The sequence below is a fragment of the Blastococcus sp. KM273129 genome (assembly GCF_021698995.1).
GTDB lineage: Bacteria > Actinomycetota > Actinomycetes > Mycobacteriales > Geodermatophilaceae > Blastococcus.
The window spans coordinates 1-12,896 of the sequence record NZ_SSXB01000097.1 but is presented as its reverse complement, the minus strand read 5'-3'; the positions used below and the strand labels follow the sequence as shown (position 1 = coordinate 12,896).

10 protein-coding genes are annotated in these 12,896 nt (G+C 77.8%); 1 reads left to right on the top strand and 9 read right to left on the bottom strand.

Annotation, left to right across the window (positions count from 1 at the left end):
* Nucleotides 1-76: 76 nt before the first annotated feature.
* The 9 genes from E9565_RS19570 to E9565_RS19530 all read right to left on the bottom strand — a co-directional run bounded on the left by E9565_RS19570 (nucleotide 77) and on the right by E9565_RS19530 (nucleotide 11,997).
* Nucleotides 77-1,690 (bottom strand): GTPase, encoded by a 1,614-nt coding sequence (locus E9565_RS19570; protein WP_236836546.1) that lies wholly within the window; start codon nucleotides 1,688-1,690, stop codon nucleotides 77-79.
* Entirely contained in the window at nucleotides 1,687-3,384 is a 1,698-nt protein-coding gene (locus tag E9565_RS19565) for a GTPase domain-containing protein (protein WP_236836545.1), read from the bottom strand. Before E9565_RS19565 ends, E9565_RS19570 begins: the two co-directional genes overlap by 4 nt.
* 53 nt (nucleotides 3,385-3,437) lie before the next feature.
* A complete protein-coding gene (locus E9565_RS19560; protein WP_236828520.1) occupies nucleotides 3,438-4,076 on the bottom strand; it encodes a flagellar brake protein in 639 nt (212 codons plus the stop codon).
* A 122-nt stretch (nucleotides 4,077-4,198) separates the two neighbouring features.
* Complete coding sequence (locus tag E9565_RS23405) at nucleotides 4,199-5,470, bottom strand: diguanylate cyclase (protein ID WP_236836544.1); 1,272 nt, start codon at nucleotides 5,468-5,470, stop codon at nucleotides 4,199-4,201.
* 98 nt (nucleotides 5,471-5,568) lie between these two features.
* Entirely contained in the window at nucleotides 5,569-6,261 is a 693-nt protein-coding gene (locus E9565_RS19550; protein WP_236828522.1) for an NYN domain-containing protein, read from the bottom strand.
* Nucleotides 6,262-6,377: 116 nt separating this feature from the next.
* Nucleotides 6,378-8,447 carry a bifunctional diguanylate cyclase/phosphodiesterase gene (locus tag E9565_RS19545; protein WP_236828523.1) on the bottom strand — a complete coding sequence of 690 codons (2,070 nt, stop codon included), beginning with the start codon at nucleotides 8,445-8,447 and terminating at the stop codon, nucleotides 6,378-6,380.
* A 173-nt stretch (nucleotides 8,448-8,620) separates the two neighbouring features.
* Nucleotides 8,621-10,240: an acyl-CoA dehydrogenase family protein gene (locus tag E9565_RS19540; RefSeq protein ID WP_236836543.1), complete on the bottom strand. Its 1,620-nt coding sequence runs from the start codon at nucleotides 10,238-10,240 to the stop codon at nucleotides 8,621-8,623.
* Nucleotides 10,241-10,280: 40 nt separating this feature from the next.
* Nucleotides 10,281-10,670, bottom strand: a complete 390-nt coding sequence (locus E9565_RS19535; RefSeq protein WP_236828525.1) for an SRPBCC family protein — start codon at nucleotides 10,668-10,670, stop codon at nucleotides 10,281-10,283.
* A gap of 43 nt (nucleotides 10,671-10,713) precedes the next feature.
* On the bottom strand, nucleotides 10,714-11,997 hold the full coding sequence (locus E9565_RS19530; RefSeq protein WP_236836542.1) for a competence/damage-inducible protein A: 1,284 nt from the start codon (nucleotides 11,995-11,997) through the stop codon (nucleotides 10,714-10,716).
* A gap of 150 nt (nucleotides 11,998-12,147) precedes the next feature.
* Between E9565_RS19530 and E9565_RS19525 the strand changes: the two genes are divergently transcribed.
* Nucleotides 12,148-12,873, top strand: coding sequence for a hypothetical protein (locus E9565_RS19525; RefSeq protein ID WP_236836541.1), 726 nt, complete (start codon nucleotides 12,148-12,150; stop codon nucleotides 12,871-12,873).
* The last annotated feature ends 23 nt before the right edge of the window (nucleotides 12,874-12,896 follow it).

Genomic DNA, 12,896 nt, shown 5'->3' with positions numbered 1-12,896 from the left:
GCCCCACCCGACCCGAAGAGCCGCTGAGCCGCCCACCTGCTGCATCGCCGCCCGCTGATCGGCGTCCGAGCACCGATCAGCGGGCGGCGCGGGCCACCGCCGCGCAGAACCGGTCGGCGTCGGCGCGCACCTCCGCCATCGGGGCGAGCAGTTCCTCGTCGGCGACCTCCCGCACCGCCGCGTGCAACCGGCGTTCGGCCGCCCTCCCCCGCCGCCGGGCCCGCCACGCCACGAGGGGGCGGCACAGCAGCGCGAGCAGCAGCCCTGCGAGCAACCCCCCGACCAGCAGCAGCGTGGGCAGCGGGATGCCCTCGACCCGGGGCAGCGGCACGACGTCGTCGAGCTGGAGGAACCCCAACCCGACCAGCGCGAGCAGCCACAGCGCACCGACCAGCGCGGTGGCCAGGAGCAGCCACTGCAGCCCGGCGGCCGCCCGCTGCCAGAGCGGCACCCGGTCGGACCCGAGCTCGGCACCCCCCACCGCGCGGTCCAGCGCGTCGGCGAGGCGTTCCTCCGAGACCTCCGCCGTCCGCCGCAGCTCGTCGCGCCACGCCGGCGCCAGCCCCTCCCCGACGGCGTCGCGGGCCGCCCGCACGGCCGTCGCCATGCGCGCCCCCTCCACCGCGCCCGCCGGCGGGAGGGACGTGCGGGCGCGCTCGTCGCCGAGGTGCAGCCGCTCGAGCGGGTCCGCGCGCAACTTGCGGGTCCACCGGACCGGCGGCCAGCCGGTGCGCCCGGTGCCCTCGCGGCGGGTCGAGCGCTCCACCGCGGCGACCACGGTCGGGACGCCGGCCGCGGCGGCCAGGGCGTCGGTGAGGTCGTCGGCCGGCTCGCGGGCGGGGTCCTCGCCGGCCGCCCGCCCCCGGCGCCGCGACCGCCCGGGGGCGGCCTCCGGGCAGTGCACGGCCAGCTCCGCGGCGCTCCCCCGGACGTCGGCCAGCAGCCGCTCACCGGCCGCCCGGCGGGCGCGCACCCGCCGCGCCAGCTCGCCGCGCAGCTCCGCCAGCCCGTCCCCGGTGCGCCCGGACACCGCCAGCAGCGGGGTCGCGCCCAGCCCCTCCCGGTCCAGCAGCCCCCGCAGGTCGGCCAGGCAGGCCCGCGCGGCGGTCTCGTCGAGGCGGTCGACCTGGTTGAGCACCACGAGCAGCACCCCCGCGTGCCCGGCCAGCGGGGCCAGGTACCGCTCGTGCACGGCGGCGTCGGCGTACTTCTGCGGGTCCAGCACCCAGACCAGGACGTCGACGAGCTCCACCAGCCGGTCCACCTCCAGCCGGTGCTCCAGCCGGACGCTGTCGTGGTCGGGCAGGTCGAGGAGCACCAGGCCCTCGAGCGACGGCTCGGGCTCCCGGCGGTGGCGGCGCGGCACCTGCAGCCAGTCCAGCAGCCGGTCGGTCCCGTCGTCGGCCGCACCCCAGACCGTCGCGTGCGCGACGCCGGTCGTCGGGCGGCGCACCCCCGGGGTGCTCACCTCGCTGCCCGACAGGGCGTTGAACAGCGTGGACTTGCCGCTCCCCGTGGCCCCCGCCAGCGCGACGACCGTGGCGTCGCCCAGCGCCTCGCGTGCGCCGGCCTTGGCCAGCACCGCCCGGGCGCGGGCGACCTCCGGGGCCGCCAGCCGGCCGTCGGCCACCTCGACGGCCTCCCGCAACGCCGCCAGCCGGTCGGCCAGCGCGACCTCCGACCGCCTCATGCGCCGCGTGCCTCGACGAGCGAAGCGGCCGCCGCCCGCAGCTCCTCGGCCGCCCGCGGTGGCGGGGCGACGGCCTCCACCAGCGCGTCGAAGCGGTCCTGCTCGTACCGCAGCAGCGCCTCGGACCGCTCGCCCAGGTCCGCCCGGGCCCGCTCCGCCAGCGAGCGCACCGCGGCGTCGCCGAAGACGGCCTCCAGCACCCGCTGGCCGACGGCGGTGGTGCCGCCCGCGACGGCCACCTCCCCGCCGAGCAGCCCCCCGGTCTGGGCGAACACCGCCACCATCACCACCGCGCCGGTCCCGCTCACGCCCCAGGAGAGCAGCCGCGCCCGGGAGCGCTTGTCGGCGCCCTCGCTGCGCACCAGGTCCAGCACCGTGCCCTGCCAGTCCCGCACCTGCGCCGCGGCGGCCTCGGGGAAGTCGGGGGAGGCGGCGGCGAGCTCCCGCTCCCGGTCGCCCAGCAGCCCCGGGCCGGCGGGCAGCGCGCGCCAGGCGGTGACGGTCCGCTCCGCGGCGCGGTCGGCCTCGGCGCGCAGCAGCTGCTCGACGCTGCTCTCCAGCGCGCCCTGCAGGCTCTCGGCCGGCGCCGGGCGCCCGGTCAGCGCCGCGGCGACGCGGTCGCGCACCCGGCCGACCCGGTTCTGCAGGCTGCGCATCCACTCCCCGGTGCCCACGAACTCCTGCCAGCGGGCCAGCACCTCCCCGCGCAGCAGGCTGCCGCTGCGCACCCCCTGGTCCACCCCGTCGCGCGCCGCGTCGTACGCCGCCGCGGCCGCGTCGTGCAGGGCCCCGGCCGCGACCCGCTGCTCCTCCACCGCCGCGGCGACCGCGGCGGTCCGCTGCTGGAGGCTGTCCAGCGCACCGGCGAGGGTCTGCCGGACGACGGCGGCGCGCTGCTCCTGGTCGGCGGCCAGCCCGTGCAGCCAGCCCCGCAGCGGCGCCACCTGGTCCTCGGGCAGCCGGCCGTCCTCGAGGGGGCGTTCCTCGACGACGAACAGGCGGGCCGAGGCGAGGCCGGCGTCCCGCAGCATGGCCGCGAGGTCGGCGGAGATCTCGGCGGCGGCCTCCGGGGGCACGCGGTCCAGCACGACCGCCAGCGCCGTCCCCCGCTCCTCGGCCGTGCGCAGCAGGTCCCAGGGCACCGCGTCGGCGTAGCGGGCCGCGGTCGTGACGAAGACCCAGAGGTCGGCGGCGGCCAGCAGCTGGCCGGCCAGGTCGCGGTTGGCGGTCACCACCGAGTCGACGTCGGGGGCGTCGAGCACGGCGAGGCCCGCGGGGACGTCGTCCCGGACCACCAGCTGCAGGGTGCCGGGCCCGCCGTCGCCGCCGGTGACCCGCGCCAGGCCCGGCAGCACGCGGTCCCCGGAGAAGCTGGCGGCGTCCACGCGGGCGCACACCAGCACGGGGGCGCGGGTGGTCGGGCGGAGCACGCCGGCCGTGGTGACCGGGGCGCCGACGAGGCTGTTGACCAGCGTGGACTTGCCGGCGCCGGTGGAGCCGCCGACGACGGTGAGCAGCGGGGCGTCCAGGTCGCGCAGCCGGGGCAGCAGGTAGTCGTCGATCTGGTCGGTGACGCCGCGGGCCGTTCGGACGGCGTCGTCGCGGCCCGCGGTCACCAGCGCCAGGGGGACGGCGGCGACCTGGTCGCGGAGCGCCGAGAGGGCCTCGGTCAGGCGGGGCGGCGACGGGATCACGCCTGCTCCTCTGCCCCGCGGCACGCCCGGCTACCCGCCGTTCCCCCGACCGGTCACTCGGCCAGGCGGGCGCGCTCCTCGCGCAGCGCCTGGAACACCCGCCGGCGCACCCGGTCCTGCTCCCGCTCCTCGATGTCGAGGAAGCGGATGCTCATGAGCCAGCGGGCGCCCCGCGCCTGGACGCGGATGACCTCGCCCCGGCACACCAGGGGCCCGTCCTCGAAGCGGACGGTCAGCGCCATCGTCGTCCCGACGTCGGGCAGGATGCCGAAGCCCTCGAAGTGGACGCGCATGCCGGCCTCGCTGACGTCCATGGTCTCGCCCGTGAGCTCGACCGCGCCCAGGCCGCCCTCCACGGGCACGACCACGCGGCCCCGCACCGCCGCCCGGCGCTGGCTGTGCTCGGCCGGCCCGGTGGCGGTGAGCCGCCAGCGCACGACCGCGCCCTCCTGCACGTCCAGGACGTCGGCGGGGAGCACGCGGTGGCCGTTGTCGCTGCGCCAGTAGACCTCGACGGCGTCACCGGGCTTCACGACCGAGCCGTCGACGAACTCGCTCGCGGACGGGCGGACGGAGATCACGCCCTCGTGGACGACCTCCACCCGGGCGCTGACGGCGACGTCGGTACCGGAGAGCCGCACCTCCACCTCGGTCTGCTCCGCCGGGTGGTCGGCGCCGGGAACGCTGCTCATGGTCCTCTTCCGCTCATCGGTGGTGCGCGGCCGGGCACCGCCCGACCGCCGGGGAACGGTAACCGCCGGGGCGGGCGTCCGGCGGCAGGCACCGGCGACGCGCCGGACTGGACCGGTCCCGGTCAGCCGGCGGGCTGCGGCTCCGGCCGCGGCTCCGGCGCGCCGGGGGGCACGGGTCCGGCGCCGACGGCGTTGCGGGTGGTCTTGGCCCGGTACAGCTGCTCGTCGGCCCGGGACATCAGCTCGCGGGGGTAGGCGTCGGCGCCGGTCGCCGTCGCCACGCCCAGGGAGAGGCTCAGCCGCGCGGCCCCGAGACCCGGGGGGCGGAGCAGCCGCGCCTCGCGCCGCAGCTCCTCGGCCACCGCGGTCGCGCGCTCCGCGTCGGCGCCGGGCATCAGCACGGCGAGCTCGTCGCCACCGAGGCGGGCGACGAGGTCCCCGCCGCGCACGCGGGCCGACAGCAGCCCGGCGACCGCCCGCAGTGCGGCGTCCCCGCCGGCGTGCCCGTACCGGTCGTTGACGTCCTTGAAGTGGTCGAGGTCGACCAGCACCACGCTGAGGACGTCGCCCCGCTGGCGGGTCCGCGTGCAGAGCTCGGCCAGCTCGGCGTCCCACCGGCGGCGGTTGGCCAGGCCGGTGAGCGGGTCCTCGTGGCTGAGCCGCTCCAGCTGGGCCAGGAGCACGCCGGTCCGCTGCTGCTCGCGCTCCAGGCGGACCCGGGTGTGCAGCTCGCGGGTGTCGAGGGCGTAGCGCCGCAGGTGGGCCAGGACCGCGATCACCGACGCGGTGGCGAGGTAGACCGTGACCGCCAGGAGGTCGCCCGGGGAGAGGCCGTCGTCCGCGCTGACCGAGGCCAGCCCGAGAGCGGCCCAGGAGACGGCGACGAGCGCGACCGTCCAGCGCGGGCGGGCCACCATGACGCAGCCGCTGCCGTAGATGGCGAGGGTGAGACCGAGCAGGTGGTAGCGCGGGTCCTCCGAGCGCGTCACCATCCAGGCCACCTCCGCCTGCACGACGGCGAGGACGGAGAAGGTGAGCAGCTCGGGCCGGCGGCGGCCCAGCGGCAGCCGGCCGAGCGCGACGAGCGCCAGGAGCATCGGGATCTCGCAGAGCAGCCGGACCGCCAGGAAGGTGCCGGCGTTGCTGCTCTCGGTGGCCAGGTCGACGACCGCCCACAGCGGCACCGTGACCACCGCGACCCAGCCGACGAGCAGCCCGGCCGTCCGGGCCCGCTCGGCCCGCTCCTCGGCCAGCCCGGGGACGGCGGCGGCCAGCTCGGCGACGGCGGCACGGCCCCGTGGCGACCGGCCCCCGGCGGCGACGGGCCCCGGGGACGGGAGCACGTCGCCACGGCGCAGCACGGCCAGCAGGCGCTGGGAGATCGAGAACGGCACGGTTCTGCGATCGGCACCCCGCCCGGTTTCCTGAGCAGTTGCGGCCCGGACCACCCGTAGGGGTGAGGAGGTGGCATCCGCGCAGGTCAGCGGCGGGGTCAGCCGCCCCGGCGCGCGGTGAACCCGGCCACGAAGTCGCGCAGGCTGCGGGTCGGCCGCAGCCAGGCACCGTCCGGCGGGAGCGCGTCGAGGCGGACCCGGTCGAGGGGCTCGACGAAGGCGCCCGGGACGTCCTCGATGTCGATGAACTGCAGCAGGTCCGAGCCGATCGCGTAGCCGGCGACCTCGCTGAAGGCGACGACGACGACCTCCGTGCCGTGCCTGGCGAGGTCCTCCAGGGGTTCGGCGAAGTTGCGACCGTCGCCGGAGAAGACCACCAGCCGCCGCAGCCGGTGGCTGTGCGCCCGGACGGCGATGTGGTCGAGCATGTCCTGGTCGATGTCGTCGTCGGGCTGGCTCTTCGGCCGGGCGAAGACCGAGTAGCCGAAGCCGCGCAGCGCCTCCACCCAGCGCTGCAGCGAGCCCGGTTGCGGCGGGATGTTGGCGAAGACGCACGCCTCGACGTCCGGCGCGTCGGAGGAGGACGGATCGCCGGCGCCCTCGACGAACCAGGCCGCGATGGCGTCGAAGCGCGGCCGGGAGGCCGCCGTCGGCCGGGCACCGATCACCGTCGACAGGGTCATGTCGATGTTCGGGGCGTCCCAGATGAGCAGGTCCAGGGCGGGACGCGACCGGTCGTCGCCGGCCGGCTGCTCGGTGGGCTCGGTCACGGCCGCGGAGGTGTCCAGCACGGGCACAGTCTGCCCGGGGACGACGACGGTTGCGCCCGCGGGCGGCACCGCACCGGATCCGGCGGGCTCGGCGGCGCGGGGCGGCCCGGCGGGCGCGGTGGCGCGGCGGCGGAGGTTCACCCGCGCACGGGGACGGCGCGGCCCGCCATCGCCAGCGCGCACAGGTCCCCGCCGGCCTGCTGCACCTCGCGCACCCACCCGGGCAGCCGCTCGGCGGGCATCGGGTGCCCGAGCAGCCAGCCCTGCGCGAGGTCGCAGCCGGCCTGGCGCACCATCCGCAGGTGGTCGGGGGTCTCGACCCCCTCGGCCACCGAGCGGATGCCCAGCGTGCGGGTGAGCCCGACGATCGCGGCGAGCACCGCGCCGGTGTCGCCAGCGGCGACCCGCTCGGCGGCGGCGAGCAGCGAGCGGTCGATCTTCAGCGTCCCGATGGGCAGCGCGAACAGCTGCGCCAGGGACGACCACCCGGTGCCGAAGTCGTCGATCGCCACCCGGACGCCGAACCCGCGCAGCACCGAGAGCTGGTCCTCCGCGCGGGTCGGGTCCTCGGCCACGCTGGTCTCGGTGAGCTCCAGCACGAGCTGGTCGGGCGGCAGGCCGGAGTCCTGGAGGGCCAGCCGCACGTCGCGCACCAGCGTCTCCGCGGAGAAGTGCCGGGCGCTGACGTTCACCGACATGCGCAGCGCCAGACCCCCGGCCGCCCACTCCGCCGCCTTGCGGGTGGTCTCCCGGAGCAGCCAGCGGGTGATCGGGATGATCTGCCCGGTCTCCTCGGCCACGGAGAGGAAGGTGTCCGGGGAGAGCAGCCCGCGCTCGGGGTGCTGCCAGCGCACCAGCGCCTCCACGCCCTCGATCTGGCCGGTGTCGAGGCGCACGACCGGCTGGTAGTGGACCACCAGCTGGTCGATGGCGTCCCCGCGCAGGCGGGTGGCGACCTCCAGCCGCCAGCGGGCGGCCTCGCGCAGCGCCGGGGAGAACAGGTGCACCCGGTCCCGGCCGGAGCTCTTCGCGGCGAACATGGCGGCGTCGGCGTCGCTGAGCAGGTGGTGGGCGTCGCGGACCTCGGGTCGCGCCACCGCCACGCCGATGCTGGCGCTGAGCGGCACGGAGATCTCACCGGCGGCGAAGGGGCGGCCGAACGCCGACTGCAGCCGGAAGGCCAGGGCCGCGGCCTCGGCGCTGTCGCAGCCGTGCGCGAGGACGACGAACTGGTCGGCGCCCAGGCGGGCCACGGCATCCCCCGGGCGGACCTGCTCGGAGAGCCGGCCGGCGACCAGCCGCAGCAGCTCGTCGCCAACCTGGTGCCCCAGCGAGTCGTTGACGGTCTTGAACGCGTCGAGGTCCACCACGAGCAGCGCCACGCCGCCGTGGTGGTCGTCGGCCAGCGCCTCACCGGTGAGCTCGAGCAGCCGCGCCCGGTTCGGCAGCCCGGTCAGGTCGTCGTGCTGCGCTCTCCACAGGAGGTCGTCCCGGGCCCGCACCTGGTCGGTGACGTCGTTGTGCGTGACGACGACGCGGCCCTCGCGGTCGACGCGGGTCGCCTGGAGGTGGAACCAGCCGACCCCCCGGCGCGTCGGGCAGGAGTACTCGAAGGCGAACGTCCGGCCGTCGGAGGCCGCGGTGTCGGCCAGCAGCCCGCGCAGCCCCTCGGCGAGCCGCTCGTGCTCCGCCGGCGCCAGGCCACGCGTCATGACGGTCAGGTAGTCCTCCCCCGGGCGGCCGGGCCAGGAGATCTCGGGCAGCAGCTCCTCGCCGCTGCGGAACCAGGCCCCGTTCGCCGAGACGATCCTCCCGTCGGGGCCGACCAGCACCGTGGGCGAGGGCAGCGCCTCCAGCACCGCGGTGAGGCCGCGGAGCTGGTCGTCGCGCTCCTGGTCGGTGCGCCGGCGGACGTCGATGTCGCGGAACAGCACCGCCGCCCCGGCGGGGTCGGGGAACAGCCGCACCTCGTACCAGCGCGACCGGGGCTCGTAGAAGAACTGGAACTCGCGCGCCCGGCCGTCGGCGAGCAGCTGGCGGTACTGCTCCTCCGCCAGGGAGCCGCGGAGGGCGGGGAAGGCGTCGCGGGCGTCCCGGCCGAGCAGCTCCTCGGCCCGGTGCCCGAGCAGCCGCTCGGCGGCCGCGTTCAGGTAGGCGAAGCGCCCCTGCCCGTCCAGGCGGTAGACCGCGTCGGGGACGCCGCTCAACGGGTCGGGCCGGCCCTCGGGGGGCCGGTCGTCGCCTGGTTGCACGCTGCCCGCTCTCGTTTCCAGTGGTTCGTCCGGTCCGCTCCCGCGGACGCCGGGGGGCAGGGACCGCTCGCGAGGACGACGGGCAGCACCGGAGCCGTCCCCGAGAGTAGTAGCCCGCGACGCTTTCCTCAGGGGGCGGCGACCGTGGAGCGGCCGACGATCTCCGCCACACCGGTGCCGGCGGGCAGGGTGCCGAGGACGCCGCCGGCCTCCCCGCCCAGGCGGGCGGCGCAGAAGGCCTCGGCGACCGCCGTCGGCGCGTGGCGCAGGAGCAGCGACCCCTGCAGGCAGAGCGCCAGCGAACCGGCGATCCGGCGGGCCCGGAAGGGCAGCTGGTCGGGATCGCCGAGCTCGGCGTGCAGCCGTTTCACCGCGTCGTCGAACCTCCGGTCGGCGCCGCGGGCCAGCTCCAGCTCGGCGGTGACCGCGGCCAGCGACTCGGAGCTGCGGCCCAGCGCCCGGAGGACGTCGAGGGCGATGACGTTGCCCGACCCCTCCCAGATGGAGTTCAGCGGCGCCTGCCGGTAGAGCCGCGGCAGCCCGGACTCCTCGACGTAGCCGTTGCCGCCGAGCACCTCCATCGCCTCCGCGACCACCCCCGGCGTGCGCTTGCAGACCCAGTACTTGGCGGCCGCGCCGGCCAGGCGCAGGAACGCGGCCTCGCCGCCGTCCACCGCCGCGGCCAGCCGGATGGCCAGCGCGGTCGCGGCCTCGCTCTCCACGGCGAGGTCGGCGAGCACGTTCTGCATGAGCGGCTGGTCGGCCAGCAGCGCGCCGAACGCCCGCCGGTGCCGGGTGTGGTGGCCGGCCTGCGTCAGCGCCGCCCGGACCGTGGCGGCCGACCCGAGCACGCAGTCCACCCGGGTCATGTTGACCATCTCGATGATCGCCGGGACGCCCCGCCCGGGCTCGCCGACCAGCCACCCCGTCGTGCCGTCGAACTCCACCTCGCTGGAGGCGTTGGCGCGGTCGCCCAGCTTGTCCTTGAGCCGCTGCAGCCGGAAGACGTTGCGGCTGCCGTCGGGCAGCACCCGCGGCACGAGGAAGCAGGAGACCCCCTCGTCGAGCTGCGCGAGGACCAGGAAGAGGTCGCTCATCGGTGCGGAGGTGAACCACTTGTGGCCGGTGAGCCGGTAGCTGCCGTCGGGCTGCGGGACCGCGCGGGTGGTGTTCGCCCGGACGTCCGAGCCGCCCTGCTTCTCGGTCATGCCCATGCCCGCCACGAGGCCCCGCTTCGCGCTGGGCTCGGCGAGGCCGAACTCGTAGGCCCGCGCGGTGAGCCCCAACCCGTACCGGGCGGCCAGCTCCGGCGCCCGCCGGAGCGCGGGCACGACCGCGTAGGTCATCGTCGTCGGGCACCCGTGGCCCATCTCGACCTGCGTCCACCCCAGGTAGCCGACGGCACGGCGGACGTGCGCGTGCGGCGCCGGGTCCGCCCACGGGGCGCCCGCCAGGCCGTGCTCGAAGGCCGTGCGCATCAACTCGTGCCAGGCCGGGTGGAACTCCACCTCGTCGACGCGGTGGCCGTAGCGGTCGTGGGTGCGCAGCCGCGGCGGGTTCTCGTTCGCCAGCCGGCCCCACTCCTGCGCCTGCTCGCTGCCGGCCAGCCGGCCGAGCTCGGCCAGCGACGCGAGCGTGGTCTCGTCGGCGTGCCGGCGGCAGGCGTCGGCCAGCGCGGCGTCCCCGGCGATCGGGTCGTGCCCGACCAGCGGCGGGACCTGGTTGGTGACCTCGTGGGTGGCGGCCATGCCGGCACGGTAATCGAGCCGCGCGACCGGCCGGCGGAGCTCAGGCGCGCACGAGGTGGGCGAGGGCGAGGCGCGCCGCGGGCGCGTAGGCCAGGACCAGCGGCGCCGGCCCGGAGATCCGCAGCCCGGTCGTCGTCCCGCCGTCGGGGCCTGCCGCCACCCAGTGCAGCAGCCGCAGCCGCAGCGGCCCCACCGCCACCACCCACGACCACCGGCGGGCGGCCTCGTCCACCCCCTCCACCGTGAAGGGCACCGCGATCCGAAGCGGGCCGCGCACGCGGCCGGCGACGCCCGGGGTCAGCCGGTCGGCCGGCAGATCCACCCCGGTGATCTGCGGTGCCCAGCCGGGCCAGCGGGCGGGGACGGCGTAGCGCTCCCAGACCTCCGCCGGCGGGGCGGTCCCGGTCGCGTGCAGGGTCAGCGTCGTCACCGCCGGGAGGTGCCCGCGCCGGCCGGGGCGGACACCTGCCGCGTCAGGCCGGCGGGCCGCCCAGCAGCAGGGAGCGGAGCAGGTGCATCGCCATCGTGACGGAGCGTTCCCGCACGGCCGCGCGGCTGCCCGGGACGGCGAGCGAGCGCTCCTCCACCCGGTCGGGCCCGACGACGCAGAGGTGCACCGTCCCCACGGGCTTGGCGTCCGTGCCGCCGCCGGGCCCGGCGATGCCGGTGATGCCCACCCCGACGTCGGCGCCGAAGCGGGCACGGGCGCCGTCGGCCAGCGCGCGGGCCACCTGCGGGCTGACCGCCCCGTGCTCGGCGAGCAGCGCGCCGGGGACCCCGAGGAGGGCCTCCTTGGCGCCGTCGGCGTAGGCGGTCACCCCGCCCAGCACGGCGGCGGAGGAGCCGGGCCGCTCGGTGAGCCGGGCGACCAGGAGCCCGCCCGTGCACGACTCGCCGGCGGCGATCGTCAGCCCCTGGTCGGCGAGCGCGCCGGCGACCAGCTCGTCCAGGGTGGGGCCGGTGGAGAAGAGCGTGGCCGCGTACCGCTCGCCCAGCTGCGCCGCGAGGCGGTCGTAGGCCGGCTGGGCCGCCGCCGGGAACCGGGTCACGATCTCCAGCTCGCCCTCGCGGAGGCAGGTGGTGATCTCCAGACCGCCCAGCTCCGGCTCCAGCTCGCGCAGCGTGGCGGCCAGCTGGGCCTCCAGCGTCCCCCACAGCCGCAGGGTCTCCTGGCGCAGCTCGGCGGCGCCCGTCAGCGCTTCCCGCGTCGGCCCGGCGGCGAGCGCGGCCGGCCACATGCCCCGCAGCTCGCCCGGCGGGCCGGGCAGCACGACCACCGGCGGCCCCGTGCGGCCGGCGGCGGGCGGGACGACGAGGCCGGGTGCGGTGCCGACCGGCTCGAGCACGGTGGCGCCCTCGGGCACCAGGGCCTGCTTCCGCACGCCCGCCGCGGTCGACGCCGGGTCGGACCGCCAGCCCCGGCGGGCCATCAGCCGCTCGACGATGCCGCCGATCCGCTCCTCCAGGGTCGGGTCGACGGCGAGCTCGCGCCCCTGGAACCCGCCGACCACCTGCGCGGTGAGGTCGTCGGCGGTGGGGCCCAGCCCGCCGGTGGTGATCAGCAGGTCCGCGCCGGTGCCCGCGAGGAAGGAGAGCGCGGCCACCAGGTCCTCGGTCCGGTCGCCCACGACGACGACGTGGCCGACGTCGACGCCGAGGCGGCGCAGCTGCTCGGCCAGCCAGGGGCCGTTCCGGTCGGCCACCCGGCCGGTGAGGACCTCGGTCCCGGTGACGACGATTCCGGCGCGCGTGACCACGGCCCGACCCTAGGGGCGAAGGGCCGGGGCGGCAGACGCAGGTGCGCGTCCCTCCGGGTGGCGCGCGGACGGCCGGCCGCGCCGCGGCTAGCGTGCGGGGCGCACCGCCGCCGACCGGTGGTCCCGCCGGAGCCCGACCTGGAGGCACCCGTGAGCACGCCGTCCGAACAGCAGACCCCCGCCGCGGGCGCGGGTCCCTCGCCGTCGTCGACCCAGGAGATCCCGATCCCCGCGCCGGTCTCCGGCACCCCGACCACGGTGCAGCAGCTCCCGCCGCCGTCCGCACCCGTCCGCCCGCCGGCGCAGACCGGCCCGGCCACGGCGCCGGCGGGCGCCACCGCGGTGCAACCGGGCCCGGCGCCGGCCGGTGCCGCCCAGCCGACGGGCCCGGTCGACTTCGTTCCGGGGCTGCCCGGGCTGGGCGGGCCGACCGCTCCCCCGGCCGCGGCGGAGGAGGCACCGGCCGAGCAGCCGCGCGCGCCGCGGGACCGCACCCCGCTGGTGGGCGCCGGCCTGGTGGCGCTCGCCCTGGTCCTGCTGCAGCTCGGCCTGTCGCTGCGGTTCGGCACCGCGTCGGCGTGGTCGGCCATCCCGCTGTGGTCGGCCTTCGCCACCGCCTGCACCGTGCTAGGTCTGGCCGCGTTCGCCGGGGCTCTCGGTCTCGGCCGGCGGCTGGGCGCCCGGACGGGGTGGCGGATCGCCGCGGGCGGGCTGACCGGCCTCGCGGTCTTCTGGGTGCTGGTCGTGCTGCCCGGCGCGGGGACCGACCGGGGTTTCCTGCTCACCGCCGCGCTCGGCGCTCTCGGCGGGGCGCTGTGGCTGGCCACCGGTCGCGGGGGCCGGGCCGCGGAGGACGGCGCACCGTCCCGCGGCTGACGGCTCCGTCAACCGCGGGACGG

What these genes read in the sequence shown, in the direction of transcription:
- E9565_RS19540 (WP_236836543.1), bottom strand. Translation starts at nt 10,240, where the DNA reads ATGGCCGCCACCCACGAGGTCACCAACCAGGTCCCGCCGCTGGTCGGG.
- E9565_RS19570 (WP_236836546.1), bottom strand. Translation starts at nt 1,690, where the DNA reads ATGAGGCGGTCGGAGGTCGCGCTGGCCGACCGGCTGGCGGCGTTGCGG.
- E9565_RS19560 (WP_236828520.1), bottom strand. Translation starts at nt 4,076, where the DNA reads ATGAGCAGCGTTCCCGGCGCCGACCACCCGGCGGAGCAGACCGAGGTG.